Below are 22,592 nucleotides of genomic sequence, written 5' to 3'. Positions count from 1 at the left end.
TCGAGCGGCCTGAGCGCCCCGGGCGCACCCGGGGCCCCGCGCAGGCGCAGGCGCGCGCTCCTCGTGACGTCCGTCCCGGAGCCCTCGTCCCGCCCCGCGCACGGCGCAGGCGCGCGAGCCGTGCGCACCGGGCCGGTGCGCGAACCGTGCCCGCGCGCGAACCGTACGCAAGGACGGGCCCCGCACACCGTGGGGATGTGCGGGACCCGCGGGTCCGGAGCCTCCGGATCCGCACGGGGTCAGGTCCGTACGGCCCGAAGGCTCCGGGGTCCTCATGGCCGCCGGCCGCCGCGGCCGGTCAGTTGCTGCGCCGGGTCACGAACTCGGCGAGGGCCAGCAGTCCGCCCGCCTCCTCCGGGTCGGGCACCGCGCGGGCCAGCTCCTGCACGGCGCGTGCCATCCGGTCCGCGGCCTGGGCCTGGGCCCAGTCGCGGCCCCCGGCCCGCTCCACGGCGAGCGCGGTGAGCTGGAGGTCCTCACCGTCGTACGGCGTCCCGTACAGCTCGGCGAGTTCGGCCGCCGCCGGTCCGCCCGAGTTCAGGGCGGCGACGACCGGCAGGGACTTCTTGCGGGCGGCCAGATCCGCGCCGACCGGCTTGCCGGTGCGGCTGGGGTCGCCCCATATGCCGATGACGTCGTCGATCAGCTGGAAGGCGAGCCCCGCCTCCCGGCCGAACGCGTCCATCGCCGCCACGTCCTCGTCCGCCGCGCCCGCGTACAGCGCGCCGATGGCGCACGCGCACCCCAGCAGGGCGCCGGTCTTGGCCTCGGCCATGGTCAGCACCTCGTCGAGGCCGACCTCGCCGGGGTGCCGCCGCTCCATCGCCGTGTCCGTCTGCTGACCGGCGCACAGCTCGATGACGCAGGTCGCGACCCGGGCGGCCGCCGCCGCGGACGCCGGGTGCGGGTCCTCGGCGAGCAGCCGCAGTGCCAGCGCCTGCAAGGCGTCCCCGGCGAGGATCGCGTCGGCGTCACCGAACACGGACCACGCGGTGGGCCGGTGCCGGCGGGTGGTGTCCCGGTCCATCAGGTCGTCGTGGAGCAACGTGAAGTTGTGGACCAGCTCCACCGCGACCGCCGCCCCTACCGCCGCCTCGCGCGCCCCTGGTCCGCCGAGCGCCGAGGCCGCGGTCAGCACCAGCGCCGGCCGGATCGCCTTGCCCGCGCCACCGGGTGCCGGGCTGCCGTCCGGGTGCTGCCAGCCGAAGTGATGGAGCGCGACGCGTCGTATCGACGGCGGCAGCGACTCGACGGCCGCCCGCAGTTCGGGGTCGACACACGCCCGCACCCGCTCAAGGATCACCTCCGCCTCGGGCCCGCCGTCCCTGTCGGTGGTCGTGGGCCCCCGCCTTTCGAACGTCTCGGTCGACTGCCGCGCCTTTACGGGGCGTTGCTGCGTCTTCGTCATGAACTCACCCATGGCATCGCCTCGGAGAGTCGGCGGACAGTGGCTCCTCCGCAACGGCTGGGCGTCTCCCGGGAGGGTCTACCCGCGCCGCGGGCACCGGACACGGCGGACCGGCGCGAAGGGTCACCGCCAGCGCCCGATCTCGACGTTCTCCAGCACGCCGAGGGCGTCCGGCACCAGGACCGCGGCGGAGTAGTAGGCCGTCACCAGGTACTTGATGATGGCCTGTTCGTTGATGCCCATGAACCGGCAGGACAGGCTCGGCTCGATCTCGTCCGGGATGCCGGACTGCTGGAGCCCGATCACCCCCTGCTCCGCCTCGCCGGTGCGCATGGCGATGATGGAGGTCGTGCGCTCCTCGGTGACCGGGATCTTGTTGCACGGGTAGATCGGCACACCGCGCCAGGTGGGGATGCGGTTGCCCGCCACCTCGATGGTCTCGGGGACGAGGCCGCGCTTGTTCAGCTCGCGCCCGAACGCCGCGATGGCGCGCGGGTGGGCGAGAAGGAGCTTGGTGCCCCGCCGGCGACACAGCAGCTCGTCCATGTCGTCGGGGCCGGGCACCCCGTCGTGCGGCTGGATCCGCTGGTCGTACTCACAGTTGTGCAGGAGTCCGAACTCCCGGTTGTTGACGAGCTCGTGCTCCTGGCGCTCCTTGAGGGCCTCCACCGTCAGCCGCAACTGCTGCTCGGTCTGGTTCATCGGCTGGTTGTAGAGGTCGGCCACGCGCGTGTGGATGCGCAGCACGGTCTGGGCGATGCTCAGTTCGTACTCGCGGGGGCGGGCCTCGTAGTCGACGAAGGTGTGCGGGATGTCCGGCTCGCCGCTGTGGCCGGCCGCCAGGTCGACCGCCTTCTCGCCGTACTTGTTGGTGCGCTGGGAGGGGATCGTCCGCAGCTGTTCGAGGTGGCCGCTCAGGGACTCGGCGCGCTCGGCGATCTGCTCGATGTCCTGGCGGGGCAGGACCAGCACCGTGCAGGCGGTGGCCGCACGGGCGGTGTACTCCCAGATGGCGTCGGGGTCGACCAGCGCGGCGTCGCCGAAGTAGGCGCCGTCCGCGAGGACGCCGAGGACCGCGTCGTCGCCGTAGGGGCCGGTGCCGATCTTCTCGACCCTGCCGTGCGCCAGCAGGTACACCTCGCCCGTCGGGCTGCCGAAGGAGGCGATGACCTCGCCCGCGGCGAACTCGCGCTGCCGGCAGCGCCGGGCGAGCTCGGCGAGCACCTCCTCGTCCTCGTACGACCGCAACGCGGGCAGTTCGCCCAGCTCGGCGGGGATGACCTCGACCTGGTCGCCGGTCTTGACGAAGGTGATGCGGCCGTCCCCGACGGCGTAGGTCAGTCGCCGGTTCACCCGGTACGTGCCGCCCTGCACGTTCACCCAGGGCAGCGTCCGCAGCAGCCAGCGGGAGCTGATCTCCTGCATCTGCGGCGCGGACTTGGTCGTGGTGGCCAGGTTCCGCGCGGCCGCGGTGCCGAGACTCTGCTGCGTCTTGGCCTGCTCCGTGTGGACCTCTTCGCCTACCGACATGTGGAATTGCCCTCCCGGTCGTGCTCCGGCGCCGCGGTGGCGCCACGCATCGCGATCTGCCCCACCAGCCTTCCATCACGGAGTGTGCCGATGCTATTACCCGAAAGAGCGGGAATGGATCACGGAGTTGATGGGCAAAAAGAGGGCCCTCGCCCCTCGGCCGCGGGCACGGGGTTTGTCCGAAACGGATCGCACGCTGTGCGAGTAGAGGAGTCCTCCCGTCCGTATTCGGTAAAGCACCCGTACAGGCCGGCCGCGCACGGCGGCCCGGCACTCGGCACGAAGGAGGCGCTCATGGCCACACCCATGTCCGCCGGGAGATTCCTGGACAGGCTCCGCGCGGAGGGCACGACCGTCGTCGAGGTGGGCGACTGGGAGAACCACAACCGCAATCAGGTGGGTCCGTGGGGCCCCGTGAACGGGGTGATGATCCATCACACGGCGACCAGGGGCAGCGCGCAGACGGTGGAGCTCTGCCGCAAGGGCTACGAGGGGCTGCCGGGCCCCCTGTGCCACGGCGTGATCACCAAGGACGGCCGCGTCCACCTGGTCGGCTACGGCCGCGCCAACCACGCCGGACTCGGCGACGACGACGTGCTGCGCGCGGTCATCGCGGAGAAGGCGCTGCCCACCGACAACGAGTCCAACACCGACGGCAACCGCCACTTCTACGGCTTCGAGTGCGAGAACCTGGGCGACGGCAAGGACCCCTGGCCCGAGAGGCAACTCGACGCCATCGCGCGCGTGTCGGCCGCCATCTGCCGCCACCACGGATGGTCCGAGCGCTCCGTCATCGGGCACCTGGAGTGGCAGCCGGGGAAGGTCGACCCGCGCGGGTTCTCGATGGCGTCCATGCGCGAGCGGATCCGGGAGCGGCTGAAGTAGCGGCGCCCCGCGGCCGGGCGACAATGGGCGGGTGACCAGCCCCGACGCCGTCCCCGGCCTCGACGCCCTGCGCCCCCGGCTCCCGTCGCCCGTGCAGGAGCGGGCCGACGAGCGGTTCACCCGGCGCGGGCTGCGCCTGCTGCTCAAACGGGACGACCTGATCCACCCGGAACTGATCGGCAACAAGTGGCGCAAGCTCGCGCCGAACCTGGCCGCCGCCGACGGGCGTACCGTCCTCACGTTCGGCGGCGCCTACTCCAACCATCTGCGCGCCACGGCCGCCGCGGGCCGCCTCCTGGGGCTGCCCACGGTCGGCGTGGTGCGCGGCCATGAGCTCGCCGGCCGCCCCCTGAACCCCTCGCTGGCGCGCTGCGCCGCCGACGGGATGCGGCTGCACTTCGTCGACCGGGCCGCCTACCGCCGCAAGAGCGATCCGCGGGTCCTGGCGGCCGTGCTGCGCGAGACCGGTGCCGAGGGGGCGTACGTCGTCCCGGAGGGCGGCAGCAACACCGCCGCCGTACGGGGCTGCGTGGCGCTCGGCGAGGAGCTGCGCGGGCGGGCCGACGTGGTCGCGGTCGCCTGCGGCACCGGTGGCACCCTCGCGGGTCTCGCCGCCGGACTGGGCCCGGGGCAACGGGCCCTGGGCGTCCCGGTGCTCAGGGGCGGCTTCCTCTCCGGTGAGGTCCGCGCCCTGCAGACCGCGGCGTTCGGCGGTCCCCGGGGCGACTGGTGGCTGGACGAGTGGTTCCACTTCGGCGGGTACGCCCGTACGACTCCCGAACTCGACGCCTTCGCACAGGATTTCGAGGCGCGGCACGGGCTGCCCGTGGAACGTCTCTATGTCGCCAAGTTGCTGTACGGACTTCTCGCCCTCGCGGAGGAGGGCGCCTTCGCGCGCGGGACGACGGTCGCGGCCGTCGTCACCGGAGCCCCGTTCGCGGCATGACCCCTCGCGCCCGGCCCGCTCACCGCCCCTCGCGGTAGGCCGCCGCCTCCTCCAGGTCCAGCCGGCGCAGCAGGGTGCGCAGCATCTCGTCGTCGATGTAGCGGCCGTCGCGCAGCTTCACGAAGACCGTGCGCTCCGCGCCGATGACCTCGCGGGACAGCCGCCGGTAGGTGTCGTCGACGGACTCTCCGGTGACGGGGTTGGCCTGGCCGAGGCGCTCCCAGACGGAGTCGCGGCGGCGTTCCAGGACCGCGCGCAGCCGGTCGGCGAGCGGCCCGGGGAGGGCGTTGCGCTCGTCGGCGAGGAGTTCCCCCAGGCGCTGTTCGGCGATGCGGGACGCCTGCGCCTGGGCGTTCCCCTCGGCGAGGGTCTCGGCCTGGGTGTCCCGTCCGGGGAGCTTGAGCAGCCGGATCAGCGGCGGCAGCGTCACGCCCTGGAGCACCAGGGTGCCGATGACCGTGGTGAAGGTCAGGAAGAGGATGAGGTTGCGCTCGGGGAACGCCTCGCCGCCGTCGGCGGTGACCGGGATCGAGAAGGCGATGGCGAGGGAGACCACGCCGCGCATCCCGGCCCAGGAGATCACGAACGGCGCCTTCCAGGTGGGGTTGTCCTCGCGCTCCCGAATGCGCCGCGACATCATCCGGGGCAGGAAGGTGGCCGGGTACACCCAGACGAACCGGGAGGCGACGACCACGGCGAACACCACGATCGCGTACCAGACGGCGATGCCGCCCTCGTACTCGCCGAGTCCCTTGAGGACCACCGGCAGTTGCAGGCCGATCAGGGCGAAGACCGCCGACTCCAGCACGAAGGCGACCATCTTCCACACGGCCTCCTCCTGGAGCCGGGTGGCGAAGTCGACCTCCCACGCGCGGTGTCCCAGGTGGAGCGCGACGACCACGACGGCCAGCACACCCGAGGCGCCCACCTGTTCGGCTGCCGCGTAGGCGACGAACGGGATCAGCAGGGAGAGCGTGTTCTGCAGCAGTGCCTCCCTCAGGTGCGTGCGCAGCCAGTGGATCGGCACCATCAGCACGAGCCCCACGCCGACGCCGCCGACCGCGGCCAGCAGGAACTCGCCGATGCCGCCGGCCCAGGTCGCGCCCTCGCCGATGGCGGCGGCCACCGCCACGCGGTAGGCGGTGATGGCGGTCGCGTCGTTCACCAGGGACTCGCCCTGGAGGATGGTGGTGATGCGCGACGGCAGCCCCACCCTGCGGGCCACGGCGGTCGCGGCGACCGCGTCCGGCGGCGCCACGACCGCGCCGAGCACCAGGGCCGCGGTCAGCGGGAGGTCGGGCACGACCAGATACGCGGCGTAGCCGACGGTCAGGGTCGCGAACAGGACGTATCCGACGGACAGCAGCGCCACGGGCCGCACCTGGGCGCGCAGGTCGAGGTAGGAGCTGTCGGTGGCGGCCGAGTGCAGCAGCGGGGGCAGGACCAGCGGCAGCACGATCTCCGGTTCGAGGGTGTAGTCGGGCACCCCCGGCACGTACGACACCATGAGTCCGGCCGCGACCAGCAGCAGCGGCGCCGGCACGGGGGTGCGCCGGGCCGCCGCGGCGATCACGGCGCTGCCCGCCACCAGCAGCAGTAGTGGCATCACGTCCATGCTTCTCGCCCACCCTCATCCGTCGCGCGCTCGTGCACCCGCACATCGTCCCCGTCCGTGCCGGTCGACGGCTCCCCGGCCCGCGATTTCGCGCGCGGACGCCGGTGAGCCCGTCGTAACCTGGCAATCATGAAACAGTGCACGCACGCCGAAGGGCTGCCGCACCCGGACCCGGCTCCGCTCAGCGAGACGTGTCTCGAGTGCCTGGCGGACGGCACCCACCCCGTGCAGCTGAGGATCTGCCTCGGCTGCGGCCACATCGGCTGCTGCGACTCCTCGCCCGGACGCCACGCCACGGAGCACCACAAGCAGTCCGGCCATCCGGTCATGCGCACGTTCGAGCCCGGTGAGCAGTGGCGCTGGTGCTTCGTCGACCACGTGCTGGTGTGACGGCGTCGTACCCTGGACGGCCCGGGAGCGGGACGGTTCGACCGTCTGACGTCTGGGTACGTCAAACCGGCGCGCGCTCTTCCCGATTGGGCCCGCAGACCCCCTAGCCACGGAGCGTATCCGTGTGTTTACTATGAGTGACAGCAAGGGGTTGGGGTCCTGGGGACAGGAAAGTTCGGAGCGCGATAGCGTCACCGCTGAACCACACATCGCGTTACTCCGGGGGGCGACCCTCGGCCCCGAGAAGCTTGTACCACCTTGGAGGTGAGGGTGTCCCAGATCGCAGGCGAGCCCGCGACCCAGGACTTCGTGGAAGTCCGGCTGCCGGCCGCGGGTGCCTACCTGTCGGTGCTGCGTACGGCGACCGCCGGCCTCGCCGCCCGTTTGGACTTCACCCTCGACGAGATCGAGGACCTGCGCATCGCGGTCGACGAGGCGTGCGCGATCCTGCTCCAGCAGGCCGTGCCCGGCTCGGTGCTCAGCTGTGTCTTCCGGCTGGTGGACGACTCGCTGGAGGTCACCGTCTCGGCCCCGACCACGGACGGTCACGCCCCCTCCAGGGACACCTTCGCCTGGACCGTCCTGTCGGCGCTCGCGGGCAAGGTCTCGTCCGCCGTGGACGAGGACAAGACCGTGTCGATCAGCCTCTACAAACAGCGCGGCGCGGGACCCGGGCCGGCGTGAAGGACGGGGACGGGCCGGTGCGGGACGAAGAGCGCGGCACACGTGAGCTGCCGGACGGCACCGCCACCGGCTCGGACACGACGAGGAGATCGGGAGCGGGCGGTTCCCGGCGGATGGCGGACGGCGTCGACGGCATCCCCGAGCAGGCCCGGCCGCACCCGGAGGACGACTCCGTGGTGAGCGGTCTCCTGGACGGGGGGCCGGACGCGGCGGGTGCCGTGCGGGGCGTGTCCCCGGGCGGGCGGATCGGGGTCTCCCCCGTCCAAGGAGGTCCCACCGCTCGACCTGAGCCGAAGACGGGGGCGGGGGCGAAGGCTCGGGAGAGGGCGACGGGCGGGACGATGAGCGAGCACGAGCGAGACGCCGGGGACAAGGCGACGGGCGCCCGCGGCGCGCAGGCCACACGGCACGACCCGCAGGACCGCAGCGGGGCCAGAGCCCTGTTCGTCGAACTGCGCACGCTGGCGGACGGCAGCCCGGAGTACGCGGAGCTGCGCAACCGGCTGGTCCGTATGCATCTGCCGCTCGTCGAGCACCTGGCGCGCCGCTTCCGCAACCGCGGTGAGCCCCTGGACGACCTGACGCAGGTCGCCACCATCGGCCTGATCAAGTCGGTCGACCGCTTCGACCCGGACCGCGGCGTCGAGTTCTCGACGTACGCGACCCCGACGGTCGTCGGCGAGATCAAGCGGCACTTCCGGGACAAGGGCTGGGCGGTGCGGGTGCCGCGGCGTCTGCAGGAGCTGCGCCTGGCCCTGACGACGGCCACCGCCGAGCTGTCCCAGCAGCACGGCCGCTCCCCCACGGTCCATGAGCTCGCCGAGAAGCTCGCGATCTCGGAGGAGGAGGTCCTGGAGGGCCTGGAGTCCGCCAACGCGTACTCGACGCTGTCCCTGGACGTCCCCGACACCGACGACGAGTCCCCGGCAGTCGCGGACACCCTGGGCGCGGAGGACGAGGCGCTGGAGGGCGTCGAGTACCGGGAGTCGCTCAAGCCGCTGCTTGAGGACCTGCCGCCGCGGGAGAAGCGGATCCTGCTGCTGCGCTTCTTCGGCAACATGACCCAGTCGCAGATCGCGCAGGAGGTCGGCATCTCCCAGATGCACGTCTCCCGGCTGCTGGCCCGCACCCTGGCCCAGCTGCGGGAGAAGCTGCTCGTGGAGGAGTGACGGCTCGCCGGGAGCCGCCGCGGGTCACCGGTCCTGCGCGGCGCCGGGTCCCCGGATGCCGAGGGCCCGCGTGGTCTCCGGGTTGATCAGCAGCACCAGCGCCCAGACGGCCGTCACGGCGATGGCGATGCCGGCCGGAATCGCGATGCTGTCGGCCCGGAGCAGGCCGTAGGCCATCGGCAGCGCCAGGATCTGGGTGATGACGGCCGGCCCCCGGCTCCAGGACCGCTGGGCGAGCAGCCCCCGGGCGGCGAGCAGCGGCAGCAGGGCGAGCACGACGAGCGTCACGCCGAGGGTGACCGCCTGGCGCCGGTCGGTCGGCTGTCCGACGAACCCGAGCACGACCACCCAGAGGCCGCCGATCGTGAGCGCCAGCCCTTCCAGTGCGGTGAGGGCCGCCGCGTGGGTCAGCCGCCGCGGGCGCGGGTCGGCGGCTTCCGGGGTGGTGGGGGTCTGCTCCTTGGTCACCCCTGAAGGGTAGCCCTCCCCCCTTCCACCGCCCGCAGCCGAGGCCCCCTCGCCGGTCGCAGCACCGGGAGCCGCCTGGTGCGCGGCCCGTGGCGAGCCTCACGCGTGATCTCTTACCGGATCCCCACCTCGGCCTGTGCCCGGTACCCCCCGGTAGGTACGCTGCCAGTCATGCGTGCACTCCTCGTGGTCAATCCGGCGGCAACCACCACAAGCGCACGTACGCGCGACGTCCTCATCCACGCGCTCGCCAGCGAGATGAAGCTCGACGCGGTCACCACCGAGTACCGCGGCCACGCACGCGACCTGGGCCGGCAGGCGGCGGAGAGCCACGACGTCGACCTGGTGGTCGCCCTCGGCGGCGACGGCACGGTGAACGAGGTCGTCAACGGCCTGCTGCACCACGGCCCCGACCCCGACCGCCTGCCCCGCCTCGCGGTGGTCCCGGGCGGTTCCACGAACGTCTTCGCCCGCGCCCTGGGCCTGCCCAACCACGCGGTGGAGGCGACCGGAGCCCTGCTCGACGCCCTGCGCGAGGGCAGTGAGCGCACGGTCGGCATGGGCCTGGCGGCGGGCACCCCGGGCACCGAGGACGAAGGGGTGCCGTCGCGGTGGTTCACCTTCTGCGCCGGGCTCGGCTTCGACGCGGGGGTGGTGGGGCGCGTCGAGCAGCAGCGCGAGCGCGGCAAGAAATCCACGCACGCTCTTTATCTGCGCCAGGTGATACGTCAGTTCCTTCAGGAACCCCATCGCCGGCACGGCACGATCACGCTGGAGCGGCCGGGCGAGGACCCGGTGACCGATTTGGTGCTGTCCATAGTCTGCAATACCGCTCCGTGGACGTATCTGGGCAATCGCCCGGTGTACGCGGCGCCTAAGGCGTCGTTCGACCGGGGCCTGGACGTGCTCGGCCTCAGCCGGATGTCCACGGTCGCGGTTGCCCGGTATGCGACCCAGTTGCTCACTTCGTCCCCCGAGCGCGGGGCCCGGGGAAAGCACGCGGTCACGCTGCACGACCTTGACCGCTTCACCTTGCATTCGAAGGTCCCTCTGCCCCTTCAGATGGACGGCGACCACCTCGGACTGCGTACGAGCGTGACGTTCACAGGCGTACGCCGGGCACTGCGTGTGATTGTGTGAGCGGAACGGGCTAAAGTCCTTTCACTCGAACGTTTAGGCCAGCATCCACCCCATGGAAGTACGGCTGTGACCTAGTCGACACCGAGGAATCAAAAAAAACTTTCCGGAAGGGGTTGTATCCGCCGCTGAGGTTTGCGAGTCTCTACGTGGCGATCGGGACGGCCCGCAAGACCGGCCTCCACTGATCACCGGAACCCCTCTCACAACACAGGACCTCGCCAGGGAACCTGGCGGTCGGCCCTTCACTTGTTGAGGGATTCGTGAAAGCGTTCACATTCACAAGCAATCAGCACGTAATACCTAGGAGAGGTAGCAGACATGGACTGGCGTCACAACGCCGTTTGCCGCGAGGAAGACCCCGAGCTCTTCTTCCCCATCGGCAACACCGGTCCTGCGCTGCTGCAGATCGAGGAAGCCAAGGCCGTCTGCCGCCGCTGCCCGGTGATCGAGCAGTGCCTGCAGTGGGCGCTCGAGTCCGGTCAGGACTCCGGCGTCTGGGGTGGTCTCAGCGAGGACGAGCGCCGCGCCATGAAGCGCCGCGCCGCTCGCAACCGGGCCCGTCAGGCCACCGCCTGACACACGCACCCCGCCAGAACAGCCTGAGCTTGGCGGCGCGTACACCGCGTACGCATCTCCCGCCCCCGAGCCGCAGCGCGCAGTACCCACGGTGCACCTAGCAAGAGCGCAGCACTGAGTGAAGAGCCCCGGACCGCGCGGTCCGGGGCTCTTCACCGTGCGCGGACCCGGCGCGGGGGGGGGCCGACTGCCCGCCGGGCGCCGCTACTTGTGCGGCCGCACCGGGATGTCCAGGATCACCCGGGTTCCCCGCTCGGGCGCAGGGACCATGTCGAAGGTGCCGCCCAGTTCGCCCTCCACGAGCGTGCGGACGATCTGCAGGCCCAGGTTGCCGGCGGTGTGCGGGTCGAACCCCTCGGGCAGGCCGACGCCGTCGTCCTGGACGGTGACCAGCAGGCGGGCCTGCTTGGTCGTGCCCCCGCGCACGGCCGAGACCTCGACCGTGCCGGTGTCGCCGTCGCGGAAGCCGTGCTCCAGGGCGTTCTGGAGGATCTCGGTGAGCACCATCGACAGCGGGGTGGCGACCTCGGCGTCCAGGATGCCGAAGCGGCCGGTGCGCCGGCCGGTCACCTTGCCGGGTGAGATCTCGGCGACCATGGCCAGCACCCGGTCGGCGATGTCGTCGAACTCCACGCGCTCGTCCAGGTTCTGAGACAGCGTCTCGTGCACGATGGCGATGGAGCCGACGCGCCGCACCGCCTCCTCCAGGGCCTCGCGGCCGCGGTCGGACTCGATGCGCCGGGCCTGGAGCCGCAGCAGGGCGGCCACGGTCTGGAGGTTGTTCTTCACCCGGTGGTGGATCTCCCGGATGGTGGCGTCCTTGGTGATCAGTTCGCGCTCGCGGCGGCGCAGTTCGGTGACGTCCCGCAGCAGCACCAGCGAACCGATCCGGATGCCCTTGGGCTTGAGCGGGATCGCCCGGAACTGGATGACGCCGTCGTCGGACTCGATCTCGAACTCGCGCGGCGCCCACCCGCTCGCGACCTTGGCGAGGGCCTCGTCCACCGGGCCCTGGGCCGGGGCCAGTTCGGCGGTGGTGTGGCCCAGGTGGTGGCCGACGAGGTCGGCGGCGAGGCCGAGCCGGTGGTAGGCGGAGAGCGCGTTCGGGGAGGCGTACTGGACGAGGCCGTCGGCGTCGACGCGGATCAGCCCGTCGCCGACCCGGGGCGAGGCGTCCATGTCGACCTGCTGGTTGGCGAACGGGAACGCGCCGGCGGCGATCATCTGGGCGAGGTCGGAGGCGCTCTGGAGGTACGTCAGCTCCAGCCGGCTCGGGGTGCGCACGGTCAGCAGGTTGGTGTTGCGGGCGATCACGCCCAGCACCCGCCCCTCCCGGCGCACCGGGATCGACTCGACGCGGACGGGGACCTCCTCGCGCCACTCGGGGTCGCCCTCGCGCACGATGCGGCCCTCGTCGAGCGCGGCGTCCAGCATCGGACGGCGGCCCCGCGGGACGAGATGGCCGACCATGTCGTCCTGGTAGGAGGTGGGGCCGGTGTTGGGCCGCATCTGCGCCACCGAGACATAGCGGGTGCCGTCGCTGGTGGGGACCCACAGCACCAGGTCGGCGAAGGAGAGGTCGGAGAGCAGCTGCCACTCCGAGACCAGCAGGTGGAGCCACTCGAGGTCGGAGTCGTCGAGGGCCGTGTGCTGGCGTACGAGTTCGTTCATGGAGGGCACGGGGCCGAGCGTACCCGGGGTGGCGGACGGGGCCCGAGACCGGAGGCCGGGACGCGGACCGGCCCCGGAGACACCCGCGGGCCGCGGCGCCTGGGAGGGACCCTCAACCCTCCCGGCACCGCAGCCCGGAGCAACATCGGCCGTCGGGTGTGCGGTCCCGGCCGGCCGAAGGATGAGGAGCCGGGGCAGTCAGGGCAGAGAGCTCCGGTTCCTCGGTCCGCCTTCCTGTGCGGGGAAGACGGAAGTCGGTGCGTTCTCGTGCTACGCACTCCCTCCGCATTGTGGACTAGACCACTCGGGCGTGTCCATGCGTGGGAGCCTGTTTGTTGTTGATGCTTTCGCGCGGGCCTCCGGCGGACCCGGGCCCGGCGGACCGCCCACGCGTACACCACGCAGCCTAACGCGTGTGGGTTCCTGTGCGGGGCCGGTCGGCCGCGGCAATCTCCCCGGGGCGCCGACGGCCCGCCCGCCGCCCGGAGTCGGCCGGTCTCCGTCATCGTCGCCGGGGCCCGCGGGGCGTCCGGGTCCCGGCCCCGGGCGATCGCGATCTCCCGGGCCGTGCCGCGGCCAGGTCGCGGGGGGGGCGCGGGGGGGGCGGGCGGACACGGGGTCGCGGTCGTCTTGGCGCCCCTCCCTGCTCGCGTGCGCCCGGCGTCCGCGCCGCGGCGGAGGACGGTCACGATCGCGCCCCCGAGCGGGACGACGCGGGGTGCGCACGGGCCGCCGTTCACCTGGGCCGGGAGGCCACGCTCTGTTAGATTGGTCTAAACCACATGCCCCTTCAGGGTGCCCTTCGAGTCCCTCTTCAGATCGGCAGGCCCAGCGTGGAAGTTGTCATCGTTCCGGACGCCAAGGCGGGCGGCGAACTGATAGCCGAGGCCATGGCCCGGCTGCTCGGACGCAAGCCCGACGCCGTGCTCGGCGTGGCCACCGGGTCGACCCCCCTGCCGGTCTACGAGGCGCTGGCGGCCCGGGTGCGCTCCGGCGCCGTGGACGCCTCGCGGGCGCGGATCGCCCAGCTCGACGAGTACGTGGGGCTGCCGGCCGAACACCCGGAGTCCTACCGGTCGGTGCTGCGCCGCGAGGTGCTGGAGCCGCTGGGGATCACGATGGACGCCTTCATGGGCCCCGACGGCACCGCCGAGGACGTCCAGAAGGCGTGCGAGGCGTACGACGCGGAACTGGCCCGGTCCGGCGGCGTCGACCTGCAGTTGCTGGGCATCGGCACGGACGGGCACATCGGCTTCAACGAGCCGTGCTCCTCGCTGGCGTCGCGCACCCGGATCAAGACCCTGACCGAGCAGACCCGCGTCGACAACGCACGCTTCTTCGGGGGCGACATCGAGCAGGTGCCGCACCACGTCATCACCCAGGGCATCGGCACGATCCTGGAGGCCCGGCACCTGGTGCTGCTGGCCACCGGCGAGGGCAAGGCGGACGCGGTGGCGGCGACCGTGGAGGGACCGGTCGCGGCCGTGTGCCCGGCGTCGGCGCTCCAGCTGCACCCGCACGCGACGGTCGTCGTGGACGAGGCGGCCGCCTCCGAGCTGAAGCTGGCGGACTACTTCCGCCACACCTACGCGGGCAAGCCGGACTGGCAGGGGATCTGACGCCCTCCCCCGCGTACACGGACGGCGCCGGCTCCCCCGCGGGGAGCCGGCGCCGTCCGTGTACGCGGGGTCCTACCGGCCCGCGATGACCTCCGCCGCCGCGAGACCGCAGACGCGGGCGGCGCCGTGGGTGGCGAGGTGCAGGGCACCCCTCGCGGGCGCCTGCGGGACGCCCATCTCGACGACGACCGTGTCGGGGCGGGCCTTGAGCAGTTCGTCCAGCGCCGCCCCCATCCAGGGGTGGCGGTGCTCGTCGCGGACGACCGCCACCAGCCGCCGCCCCTCCGCCGCAGCGAGCGCGGCCCGGCCCGCGTCCTCGCCGCTGAAGCTGCCGGTCCCGGTGCCGGGGAGCAGCCGGGCCAGTTCGGCCGCGACGCCCCACGGGGTCTCGTCGCCGACCGCGATGTTCGCGACCGGGGTGAAGGCGGCGACGTAGGGCGCCTCGGTGAGCGGGGTGAAGGCGGCGCCGGTCACCCGCAGCGCCCGGCGCGCGGCGACGAGGCCGATCTCGGGCCGGGCCTCGCCCTCGGGGACGGCCGCCGTGGCCGTCCAGCGGGCCAGTTCGCGGACGCGTTCGGCCGCCTCGGCGAGCCGCTCCTCGGCCAGTTCGCCCGCGCGCACGGCCCCGACCAGGGCGTCGCGCAGCCGCCGTACCGTCTCGTCGTCGGCGAGGCCGCCGCCCACGCAGATCGCGTCCGCGCCGGCCGCGACGGCGAGCACGCTGCCGCGCTCGATGCCGTAGGTCGCGGCGATGGCCTGCATCTCCATCCCGTCGGTGACGATCAGGCCGGTGTAGCCGAGTTCGCCGCGCAGGAGGTCGGTCAGGACCGGGCCGGACAGGGTGGCCGGGTGGTCCGGGTCCAGGGCGGGCACGAGGATGTGCGCGCTCATCACCGCCCGGCTGCCGGCGGCGATGGCCGCGCGGAAGGGGGCCAGTTCGCGTTCCGCGAGGACCGCGGCGTCCGCGTCGATGCGGGGCAGGGCGTGGTGGGAGTCGACGGCCGTGTCGCCGTGGCCGGGGAAGTGCTTGGTGCAGGCGGCGACGCCCGCCGACTGCAGGCCGGTGACGTAGGCCGCGGTGTGCCGGGCGACCAGGGCGGTGTCGGCGCCGAAGGAGCGGACGCCGATCACCGGGTTCGCGGGGTTGGAGTTCACGTCCGCGGACGGCGCCCAGTTGAGGTTCACCCCGCAGGCCGCCAGGCGGCGGCCCAGCTCGGCGGCCACCTGCCGGGTCAGCTCCGGGTCGTCCACCGCGCCGAGGGCGTGGTTGCCGGGGAAGGAGGAGCCGTTGCGCACCTCCAGCCGGGTCACGTCGCCGCCCTCCTCGTCGATCGCGACCAGCACGTCGTCGCGTTCGGCCCGCAACTGGGCGGTGAGCGCGGCCAGTTGCTCGGGCGAGGCGATGTTGCGGCCGAACAGGCCCACGGACGCGAGGCCCTCGCCGAGCCGGCGCAGCAGCCAGTCGGGGGCGGTGGTTCCGGTGAAACCGGGCTGCAGGACCGTCAGCGCGTCGCGCGTGAGGGTGTCTGTGCCGCTGGCGAAAGTCGTCATCGGGTGGCGTTATCCCTTCACGGCGCCGGCCGTCAGACCGCTGACAGCCCTGCGTTGCAGGAAGACGAAGAGGATGAGGATGGGCACGGCGAAGAGGGAGGACGCCGCCATCGTCGCGCCCCAGTCGTTGCCGAAGGCGGTCTGGAAGCTGGACAGCCACAGGGGCAGGGTCTGCGCCTCCGCCTCCTTGTTCAGTACCAGGACCAGCGGGAACTCGTTCCACGCGGTGATGAAGCCGAACAGGGACGTGGACATCAGCCCGGGGGCGAGCAGCGGCAGGATGACCTTGCGGAACGCCTGGGACCTGCTGCAGCCGTCGACCATCGCGGACTCCTCCAGCTCCCGGGGCACCGCGGCGACGAAGCCGCGGAGCGTCAGGATGGTGAAGGGCAGGATCATCATCATGTAGAAGGCCGTCAGCGGTACGAGGCTGTTCAGCATCGACGCGTCGCGGACGATCATGTAGATCGCGATGATCATGACTTCCCAGGGCGCCATCTGGGCCAGCATGAAGCCGATGATGAAGCCGCGCCGCCCCTTGAACCGCATCCGGGCGAGGGCGAAGGACCCCGCGAGCGCCACGATCAGCGAGAGGCCGACCGCGCACAGCGTGACGATGAGCGAGTTGCCGACGTAGGTCCAGAAGTTGTCGACGCTCGTGGCGCGCTTGAAGTGCTCGAAGGTGATGTTCGTGGGGAACCACACCGGGTTCTCGGAGATGATGTCGCCGGTCGGCTTCAGCGCCGTGGAGAACATCCAGTACACGGGGAAGACGAAGCCGGCGAACAGGACGACGGCCGTGACGTTGGGCCACAGGCGGCCGAAGAGCGAGCGCTTCACAGCTCGTCCTCCTCTTGCTTGAGCACGATCCTGAGGTAGTACGCGGTCAGGCCGAGCATGATGAGGATGGTCAGGACGGCGATCGCCGCGCCCATGCCGTAGTGCTGGTTGCCGACGCCCTCGATGTAGGCGTAGACGGGCAGGATCTCGGTGAGCCGGTCGGGACCGCCGCCGTTGATGGTGAAGACCTGCACGAACGCCTTGAAGACCCAGATGATCTCCAGGAACGTCGTGGCGTACAGGAACGGGCGCAGGAACGGCAGGGTCACCGTGGTGAAGCTCTTCCACCCGCCGGCCCCGTCCAGCGCCGCGGCCTCGTACAGCTCGGCCGGGATGGTGGTCGTGGCCGCGTAGAGGTTGATCGCGACGAACGGGATCGACATCCAGACGATCAGGAGCGTGACCACGAAGAACGTCGACATCTGGCTGCTGGTCCAGCTGTAGTCGGCCATCGACTCCCAGCCCAGCTTGGCCAGGACCCAGTTGACGACACCGAAGCGCTGGGCGAACAGCCACTGGTAGACGGTGGACGCGGCGACCACGGGCATCGCCCAGGCCAGCACGAGCCCGATCATCAGGGTGAAGCGCATCCGCTTGCCGAGCCGGGCCAGCAGCAGGCCGACCAGTGTGCCGATCACCATGATCACGACGACGTTGACCGCCGTGAACAGGATCGAGCGCAGGGTGACGCGCCAGAAGTCCGCGCCCGTGAGGACCTGCGTGTAGTTGTCGATGCCGTTCCACTCGGTGACGCGCTGGATCAGCTGCGCCATGTTGAGGTTCTGGAACGACAGCAGGACGTCCTTCACCAGCGGCCAGCCGAGCAGCAGCACGGTGACCGCGCAGGCCGGCAGCAGCAGGAGGTACGGGACGAGCCCCCGGGCCCGGGACGCGCCTCTGGGCCCCGCGCCCGCGGAGCCTCTCCGGTGCTTGTTGGCCACGCCCACCGGACCGGAGGGCGGCCGTTCGATCTGCACGGTCATGCTCGCGATCTCTCTTCTCGACCTGACGGAACGAGGGTGCGGGGGCCGCGCGACGGCCGGCCCCCGCACCCATGGCCCTTACTGCTGCTGCGCCAGGCGCTTGTTGAGCTCGGCCTCGACCTGCTTGGCGGCCGCGGCCGGGGACTTGCCGTTGAGAACGGCGGTCATGTACGTCTTGACCGGGTTGGGCGCGTTCTCCACGGCGGCCCACTCGGGGATCAGCGGCGTGGTGCCGCCGCCCGCGGCGGCCGGCGCGGCGGCCTCGGCCACCGCGTTGCCCTGGAGGTTGCTCTGGAGCGACTCCTTGTTCGGGATGACGCCGTTGATCTTGGCGAGCTCGCCCTCGTACTTGTCGGACAGGGCGATCCGCAGGAACTCCTTGGCCAGGGCCTGCTTCTTGCTGCCCGCAGCGACGGAGAGGTTGGAGCCGCCGAGGAAGACGCCCTCGGGCTTGTCGGCCGTGGCACCGGGGATGGTGAAGTAGCCGATCTCCTTCTCGATCTTCGGGTTGGCCTTGATGGCGATGCCGGCTTCCCAGCCCATGCCGATGAAGGCGCCGACGTTGCCCTTGCCGAAGACCTCGGCCTGCTGCGGGGTGGCCTCGTCCTTGTCCTTGGGCGCCTTGGACAGCGCCTGGAACTTCTTGTACGTCTGCATCGCCGAGGCGACCTTCGGGTCGGCCAGGTTGGAGACGTACTTGCCGTCCTGCTGCTTGACCAGCTGGACGCCCTCACCGATGGTCAGGCCGACGAAGTGGTACCAGTTCTGGCCCGGCAGGTAGAGGGGCTCGGCGTCGGTCTTGTCGCCGATCTGCTTCAGGTCCGCGTAGAACTCGTCGCGGGTCTTCGGGGTGTCCTTGATGCCGGCGTCGGCCCAGATCTTCTTGTTGTAGAGGACGACGCGGTTGGCGAAGTACCAGGGCGCCGCGTACTGCTTGCCCTCGAAGATGGAGGACTCGTTGAGGGACGACGTCCACTCGCCGCCGATCTCCGTCTTGAGGTCGCCGAGGTCGGCGAGGCCGCCGGTCTTGGCGTATGCCGGGGTCTGGGTGTTGCCGATCTCGAAGACGTCCGGCGGGTTGTCCTCCGACAGGGCGGTGGTCAGCTTCTGCTGGATGCCGTTCCACTGCTGGACCTGGAACTTGACCTTCGCCTTGGTCTTCTTCTCGAAGGCGGCGGCGACGTCCTTCTGCCACTGGTCGGGGGAGGAGCCGTCCATCACCCACACCGTGAGCGTCTGGCCCGCGTAGCCGTCCGCCCCGGCCTTGCCCCCGCCGTCGCCGTTGTCTCCCCCACACGCCGCCAGGGAGATCATCATGCCCGCGACACCGATCGCGGATATCAGCTTGCGCTTCACGCCACCCTCCTCAGGGATGCCACAAACCCCCCTGCCTCCCCGCACGAGCGTTGGGCCGGGACCTGGACCAATGGTGTAGACCAGTAGGGGGAGCTTGGACCAGACCAGAAAGCGTGTCAAGGGTGCTCGAAACTGCACCGACCAGCCGTTATGCGACCTACATATGAAGGAACCTTTAAGTAAGAAACCCTCGAAAACCCGGCCCCCGGAGGGCACAGTTCCGGTAGACCACTCAGCAGGGGTGGACTAGACCAAACGAAGCGGCGACGGTATACAGGGGAGATCACGGAGCGTACGGGGACGTGCCGCGCGCCGCCGTGCCACGATGTGAGGCGCAGCCGGAGCCGGGAAGGCGGAGCATGAGCACCGACGTCAGCAGTGCGGAGAACGAGAACGGCGCCCTTGTCCGTACCGCCCGCGTGCCCAAGTACTACCGCCTGAAGAAGCACCTCCTCGACATGACGGAGACCCAGGCCCCCGGCACCCCCGTCCCGCCCGAGCGCACCCTGGCCGCGGAGTTCGACACCTCGCGCACGACGGTGCGCCAGGCCCTTCAGGAACTGGTCGTCGAGGGGCGCCTGGAGCGCATCCAGGGCAAGGGCACCTTCGTGGCCAAGCCCAAGGTCTCCCAGGCGCTGCAACTCACCTCGTACACCGAGGACATGCGCGCCCAGGGCCTGGAACCGACCTCCCAGCTGCTGGACATCGGCTACATCACCGCCGACGACCGTCTCGCCGACCTGCTCGACATCTCCGCGGGCGGACGGGTGCTGCGCATCGAGCGGCTGCGGATGGCCAACGCCGAGCCCATGGCCATCGAGACCACCCACCTCAGCGCCAAGCGCTTCCCCGCGCTGCGGCGCAGCCTGGTGAAGTACACCTCCCTCTACACCGCGCTCGCCGAGGTCTACGACGTCCATCTCGCCGAGGCCGAGGAGACGATCGAGACCTCGCTGGCCACCCCGCGGGAGGCCGGCCTGCTCGGCACCGACGTCGGCCTGCCCATGCTGATGCTCTCCCGCCACTCGCTGGACCGCGAGGGCCAGCCGGTGGAGTGGGTGCGCTCGGTCTACCGCGGCGACCGCTACAAGTTCGTGGCACGCCTCAAGCGCCCCCGGGACTGAGGCCGTCGGGCCCGGCCCGCGCGCACACCATTCCTCCACATCCGATATGCGGACGGGGTCTTCCGCTGCCGTCGCACCGTCACCTACATTGCCTGCGCGTTTCTCAGGTGATCGGCGAGGGGACGGAGCCGCAAGATGTCAGATGCGCCAGAAGTGAACGGAGCGGTGGTGACGCCCCTGCGGGTGGTCATCGCGCTCTGCCTCGTCGCGCCCTTCGTGGCGATGCTGTGGGTGGGTTCGTACGCCAAGACCGATCCGGTGCTCGCCGGAATCCCGTTCTTCTACTGGTACCAGATGCTGTGGGTGCTGCTCTCCACGCTCCTGACGATGGTGGCGTACAAGCTGTGGCAGCGTGACCAGCGCTCCCGCGCCGCGCGGAAGGGCGGTGCGTCGCGATGAAGGACGGTGTGAACGGCGTCGCGCTCGGCGTCTTCATCTTCTTCTTCCTGGCCGTCACGGTCATGGGCTTCCTGGCCTCGCGCTGGCGCAGGGCCGAGAACGAGCACAGCCTCGACGAATGGGGCCTGGGCGGACGGTCGTTCGGCACCTGGGTCACCTGGTTCCTGCTCGGCGGCGACCTGTACACGGCGTACACCTTCGTCGCCGTCCCCGCGGCGATCTACGCGGCCGGCGCGGCGGGCTTCTTCGCGGTGCCGTACACGATCCTCGTGTACCCGCTGATCTTCACGTTCCTGCCCCGGCTGTGGTCGGTCTCCCACAAGCACGGCTATGTGACGACCTCGGACTTCGTGCGCGGCCGCTTCGGCTCCAAGGGCCTGTCGCTGGCGGTGGCCCTCACCGGCATCCTGGCGACCATGCCGTACATCGCGCTGCAACTCGTCGGCATCCAGGCGGTGCTGGACGTGATGGGCGTCGGCGGCGGCGAGAACACCAACTGGTTCGTCAAGGACCTGCCGCTGCTCATCGCCTTCGGCGTGCTCGCCGCGTACACCTACTCCTCGGGGCTGCGCGCCCCCGCGCTGATCGCGTTCGTGAAGGACACACTGATCTACATCGTCATCGCGGTGGCGATCATCTACATCCCGATCAAGCTGGGCGGCTTCGACGAGATCTTCGCCAAGGCGAGCGCGGCCTACGCGCAGACCAACCCGGCCACGGGCGCCCCGCGCGGCGCGCTGGTCCCGGCCGACGCGGGCCAGTGGACGTACGCCACGCTCGCCCTCGGCTCGGCGCTCGCGCTCTTCATGTACCCGCACTCGATCACCGCGACGCTGTCCTCGCGCAGCCGTGAGGTGATCCGCCGCAACACCACGATCCTGCCGCTGTACTCCCTGATGCTGGGCCTGCTCGCGCTGCTGGGCTTCATGGCGATCGCGGCCGGCATCAAGGTGCAGAACGGCCAGCTCGCGATCCCGCAGCTGTTCGAGACGATGTTCCCCGACTGGTTCGCGGGCGTGGCCTTCGCGGCGATCGGCATCGGCGCGCTGGTGCCCGCGGCCATCATGTCCATCGCGGCGGCGAACCTGTTCACCCGCAACATCTACAAGGACTTCATCAAGCCGGACGCCACGCCCGCCCAGGAGACCAAGGTCTCCAAGCTGGTCTCCCTGCTGGTGAAGGTGGGCGCGCTGGTCTTCGTCCTGACGATGGACAAGACGGTCGCCATCAACTTCCAGCTGCTGGGCGGCATCTGGATCCTGCAGACCTTCCCGGCGCTGGTCGGCGGGCTGTTCACCCGGTGGTTCCACCGCTGGGCGCTGCTGGCCGGCTGGGCCGTCGGCATGGTCTACGGCACGCTCGCCGCCTACGGCGTCGCCTCCCCGACCCAGCAGCACTTCGGGGGCTCGTCGAAGGAGATCCCGGGCATCGGCGAGATCGGCTACATCGGTCTGACGGCCTTCGTGCTCAACGCGGTCGTCACCGTGGTGCTGACCTTCGTCCTCAGGGCCCTGAAGGCCCCGGACGGCGTCGACGAGACCAGCCCGGAGGACTACACCGCGGACGCCGGGGACCCCGGCGTCCAGGTGGAGCTGCCGCCGGCCACGGCGGGCACCTCCCACTGAGCGGTACGACGACGGCGGCGGGCCACCGGGGGAACCCGGTGGCCCGCCGCCGTGCGCGTGCGGCAGACTCGGCCGCATGGACCTCGTGATCCGGCCGGCCGAACCGGACGAGTACGGCCCCCTCGGCGACCTCACCGCCCGCGCCTACCTCCGCGACGGCCTCCTCGACTTCGCCGAGAGCGACGCCTACCTCGGCGTGCTCAGGGACGTGGCCGGCCGCGCGGCCGCCGCACGGGTGCTCGTGGCCGTCGGGGACGACCGGCTGCTGGGCGGTGTGACCTTCGTCCCGGCGGGCGGGCCCATGGCCGACATCGCCGGGCCCGGCGAGGCGGAGATCCGGATGCTCGCCGTCGACCACGCGGCGCGCGGACGGGGCTGCGGCGAGGCGCTCGTACGCCACTGCGTCGAGCGGGCGCGCGCCGCCGAGGGCTGCCGGAGCGTCGTCCTGTCCTCGCAGCGCGCCATGCGCACCGCCCATCGGCTCTACGCACGCCTCGGCTTCGTTCGCACACCGGAACGGGACTGGAACCCGTTCCCGGAGCTGACCGACCTCACGCTCCTCACCTATCAGTTGACGCTCTGAAACCAGCCCGACACAACATCTGGGGGTGGC

General features: G+C 71.3%; 21 protein-coding genes. 12 read left to right on the top strand and 9 right to left on the bottom strand.

Annotated elements, in window-relative coordinates:
- Positions 1 to 298: 298 nt before the first annotated feature.
- Together SZN_RS02845 and SZN_RS02840 are read right to left on the bottom strand one after the other, a co-directional pair.
- Positions 299 to 1,420 carry a family 2 encapsulin nanocompartment cargo protein polyprenyl transferase gene (locus tag SZN_RS02845; protein WP_007491245.1) on the bottom strand — a complete coding sequence of 374 codons (1,122 nt, stop codon included), beginning with the start codon at positions 1,418 to 1,420 and terminating at the stop codon, positions 299 to 301.
- A gap of 111 nt (positions 1,421 to 1,531) precedes the next feature.
- Positions 1,532 to 2,938 carry a family 2B encapsulin nanocompartment shell protein gene (locus SZN_RS02840; RefSeq protein WP_007491244.1) on the bottom strand — a complete coding sequence of 469 codons (1,407 nt, stop codon included), beginning with the start codon at positions 2,936 to 2,938 and terminating at the stop codon, positions 1,532 to 1,534.
- Between the two features lie 294 nt (positions 2,939 to 3,232).
- On the opposite strand from SZN_RS02840, the gene SZN_RS02835 reads away from it, so the two are divergent.
- Complete coding sequence (locus tag SZN_RS02835) at positions 3,233 to 3,823, top strand: N-acetylmuramoyl-L-alanine amidase (RefSeq protein WP_007491240.1); 591 nt, start codon at positions 3,233 to 3,235, stop codon at positions 3,821 to 3,823.
- 31 nt (positions 3,824 to 3,854) lie between these two features.
- On the top strand, positions 3,855 to 4,769 hold the full coding sequence (locus SZN_RS02830) for a 1-aminocyclopropane-1-carboxylate deaminase/D-cysteine desulfhydrase (protein WP_007491238.1): 915 nt from the start codon (positions 3,855 to 3,857) through the stop codon (positions 4,767 to 4,769).
- Between the two features lie 19 nt (positions 4,770 to 4,788).
- Here SZN_RS02830 and SZN_RS02825 read toward each other — a convergent pair whose 3' ends face one another.
- Entirely contained in the window at positions 4,789 to 6,384 is a 1,596-nt protein-coding gene (locus tag SZN_RS02825; protein WP_007491236.1) for a Na+/H+ antiporter, read from the bottom strand.
- A 129-nt stretch (positions 6,385 to 6,513) separates the two neighbouring features.
- Between SZN_RS02825 and SZN_RS02820 the strand changes: the two genes are divergently transcribed.
- The 3 genes from SZN_RS02820 (at position 6,514) to SZN_RS02810 (ending at position 8,627) form a co-directional block, all read left to right on the top strand.
- Positions 6,514 to 6,774, top strand: a complete 261-nt coding sequence (locus SZN_RS02820; RefSeq protein ID WP_007491235.1) for a UBP-type zinc finger domain-containing protein — start codon at positions 6,514 to 6,516, stop codon at positions 6,772 to 6,774.
- Positions 6,775 to 7,044: 270 nt separating this feature from the next.
- Positions 7,045 to 7,458 carry an ATP-binding protein gene (locus SZN_RS02815; protein ID WP_004925829.1) on the top strand — a complete coding sequence of 138 codons (414 nt, stop codon included), beginning with the start codon at positions 7,045 to 7,047 and terminating at the stop codon, positions 7,456 to 7,458.
- A 17-nt stretch (positions 7,459 to 7,475) separates the two neighbouring features.
- Entirely contained in the window at positions 7,476 to 8,627 is a 1,152-nt protein-coding gene (locus SZN_RS02810; RefSeq protein ID WP_007491234.1) for an RNA polymerase sigma factor SigF, read from the top strand.
- Between the two features lie 24 nt (positions 8,628 to 8,651).
- Here SZN_RS02810 and SZN_RS02805 read toward each other — a convergent pair whose 3' ends face one another.
- On the bottom strand, positions 8,652 to 9,095 hold the full coding sequence (locus SZN_RS02805) for a hypothetical protein (protein WP_007491233.1): 444 nt from the start codon (positions 9,093 to 9,095) through the stop codon (positions 8,652 to 8,654).
- A 171-nt stretch (positions 9,096 to 9,266) separates the two neighbouring features.
- On the opposite strand from SZN_RS02805, the gene SZN_RS02800 reads away from it, so the two are divergent.
- Both SZN_RS02800 and SZN_RS02795 read left to right on the top strand, forming a co-directional pair.
- Positions 9,267 to 10,235, top strand: coding sequence for a diacylglycerol/lipid kinase family protein (locus SZN_RS02800; protein ID WP_007491231.1), 969 nt, complete (start codon positions 9,267 to 9,269; stop codon positions 10,233 to 10,235).
- Positions 10,236 to 10,553: 318 nt separating this feature from the next.
- Positions 10,554 to 10,811, top strand: coding sequence for a WhiB family transcriptional regulator (locus SZN_RS02795; protein WP_007491230.1), 258 nt, complete (start codon positions 10,554 to 10,556; stop codon positions 10,809 to 10,811).
- Between the two features lie 204 nt (positions 10,812 to 11,015).
- Here SZN_RS02795 and SZN_RS02790 read toward each other — a convergent pair whose 3' ends face one another.
- Positions 11,016 to 12,482: a sensor histidine kinase gene (locus SZN_RS02790; protein ID WP_043727782.1), complete on the bottom strand. Its 1,467-nt coding sequence runs from the start codon at positions 12,480 to 12,482 to the stop codon at positions 11,016 to 11,018.
- Between the two features lie 833 nt (positions 12,483 to 13,315).
- Here SZN_RS02790 and nagB point away from each other — a divergent pair.
- Positions 13,316 to 14,101, top strand: coding sequence for a glucosamine-6-phosphate deaminase (nagB, locus tag SZN_RS02785; protein ID WP_007491228.1), 786 nt, complete (start codon positions 13,316 to 13,318; stop codon positions 14,099 to 14,101).
- Between the two features lie 72 nt (positions 14,102 to 14,173).
- On the opposite strand, the gene SZN_RS02780 is transcribed toward nagB, so the two are convergent.
- The 4 genes from SZN_RS02780 to SZN_RS02765 all read right to left on the bottom strand — a co-directional run bounded on the left by SZN_RS02780 (position 14,174) and on the right by SZN_RS02765 (position 18,831).
- On the bottom strand, positions 14,174 to 15,652 hold the full coding sequence (locus tag SZN_RS02780) for a glycoside hydrolase family 3 protein (protein WP_007491227.1): 1,479 nt from the start codon (positions 15,650 to 15,652) through the stop codon (positions 14,174 to 14,176).
- A gap of 9 nt (positions 15,653 to 15,661) precedes the next feature.
- A complete protein-coding gene (locus SZN_RS02775; protein ID WP_007491226.1) occupies positions 15,662 to 16,492 on the bottom strand; it encodes a carbohydrate ABC transporter permease in 831 nt (276 codons plus the stop codon).
- A complete protein-coding gene (locus SZN_RS02770; protein WP_007491224.1) occupies positions 16,489 to 17,475 on the bottom strand; it encodes a carbohydrate ABC transporter permease in 987 nt (328 codons plus the stop codon). Before SZN_RS02770 ends, SZN_RS02775 begins: the two co-directional genes overlap by 4 nt.
- Positions 17,476 to 17,553: 78 nt before the next feature.
- Positions 17,554 to 18,831, bottom strand: a complete 1,278-nt coding sequence (locus SZN_RS02765) for an extracellular solute-binding protein (RefSeq protein WP_007491222.1) — start codon at positions 18,829 to 18,831, stop codon at positions 17,554 to 17,556.
- A gap of 359 nt (positions 18,832 to 19,190) precedes the next feature.
- Here SZN_RS02765 and SZN_RS02760 point away from each other — a divergent pair, with 359 nt between their 5' ends.
- The 4 genes from SZN_RS02760 to SZN_RS02745 all read left to right on the top strand — a co-directional run bounded on the left by SZN_RS02760 (position 19,191) and on the right by SZN_RS02745 (position 22,562).
- Positions 19,191 to 19,955 carry a GntR family transcriptional regulator gene (locus tag SZN_RS02760; RefSeq protein WP_007491220.1) on the top strand — a complete coding sequence of 255 codons (765 nt, stop codon included), beginning with the start codon at positions 19,191 to 19,193 and terminating at the stop codon, positions 19,953 to 19,955.
- A gap of 135 nt (positions 19,956 to 20,090) precedes the next feature.
- Positions 20,091 to 20,354 carry a DUF3311 domain-containing protein gene (locus SZN_RS02755; RefSeq protein ID WP_078508398.1) on the top strand — a complete coding sequence of 88 codons (264 nt, stop codon included), beginning with the start codon at positions 20,091 to 20,093 and terminating at the stop codon, positions 20,352 to 20,354.
- Positions 20,351 to 21,979, top strand: coding sequence for a monocarboxylate uptake permease MctP (gene mctP, locus SZN_RS02750; RefSeq protein WP_007491217.1), 1,629 nt, complete (start codon positions 20,351 to 20,353; stop codon positions 21,977 to 21,979). The genes SZN_RS02755 and mctP overlap by 4 nt, the downstream gene beginning before the upstream one ends.
- Positions 21,980 to 22,055: 76 nt before the next feature.
- Positions 22,056 to 22,562: a GNAT family N-acetyltransferase gene (locus SZN_RS02745; RefSeq protein ID WP_007491216.1), complete on the top strand. Its 507-nt coding sequence runs from the start codon at positions 22,056 to 22,058 to the stop codon at positions 22,560 to 22,562.
- Positions 22,563 to 22,592: the final 30 nt, after the last annotated feature.

The organism is Streptomyces zinciresistens K42 (assembly GCF_000225525.1).
GTDB classification, from domain to species: Bacteria; Actinomycetota; Actinomycetes; order Streptomycetales; family Streptomycetaceae; genus Streptomyces; species Streptomyces zinciresistens.
This window is presented reverse-complemented; position numbering and strand designations above follow the sequence as displayed.

Coding starts and splice junctions, on each gene's coding strand:
- SZN_RS02845 (WP_007491245.1), bottom strand. CDS start 1,420: ATGGGTGAGTTCATGACGAAGACGCAGCAACGCCCCGTAAAGGCGCGG.
- SZN_RS02840 (WP_007491244.1), bottom strand. CDS start 2,938: ATGTCGGTAGGCGAAGAGGTCCACACGGAGCAGGCCAAGACGCAGCAG.
- SZN_RS02835 (WP_007491240.1), top strand. CDS start 3,233: ATGGCCACACCCATGTCCGCCGGGAGATTCCTGGACAGGCTCCGCGCG.
- SZN_RS02825 (WP_007491236.1), bottom strand. CDS start 6,384: ATGGACGTGATGCCACTACTGCTGCTGGTGGCGGGCAGCGCCGTGATC.
- SZN_RS02820 (WP_007491235.1), top strand. CDS start 6,514: ATGAAACAGTGCACGCACGCCGAAGGGCTGCCGCACCCGGACCCGGCT.
- SZN_RS02800 (WP_007491231.1), top strand. CDS start 9,267: ATGCGTGCACTCCTCGTGGTCAATCCGGCGGCAACCACCACAAGCGCA.
- SZN_RS02795 (WP_007491230.1), top strand. CDS start 10,554: ATGGACTGGCGTCACAACGCCGTTTGCCGCGAGGAAGACCCCGAGCTC.
- SZN_RS02790 (WP_043727782.1), bottom strand. CDS start 12,482: ATGAACGAACTCGTACGCCAGCACACGGCCCTCGACGACTCCGACCTC.
- SZN_RS02780 (WP_007491227.1), bottom strand. CDS start 15,652: ATGACGACTTTCGCCAGCGGCACAGACACCCTCACGCGCGACGCGCTG.
- SZN_RS02770 (WP_007491224.1), bottom strand. CDS start 17,475: ATGACCGTGCAGATCGAACGGCCGCCCTCCGGTCCGGTGGGCGTGGCC.
- SZN_RS02760 (WP_007491220.1), top strand. CDS start 19,191: ATGAGCACCGACGTCAGCAGTGCGGAGAACGAGAACGGCGCCCTTGTC.
- SZN_RS02755 (WP_078508398.1), top strand. CDS start 20,091: ATGTCAGATGCGCCAGAAGTGAACGGAGCGGTGGTGACGCCCCTGCGG.
- mctP (WP_007491217.1), top strand. CDS start 20,351: ATGAAGGACGGTGTGAACGGCGTCGCGCTCGGCGTCTTCATCTTCTTC.
- SZN_RS02745 (WP_007491216.1), top strand. CDS start 22,056: ATGGACCTCGTGATCCGGCCGGCCGAACCGGACGAGTACGGCCCCCTC.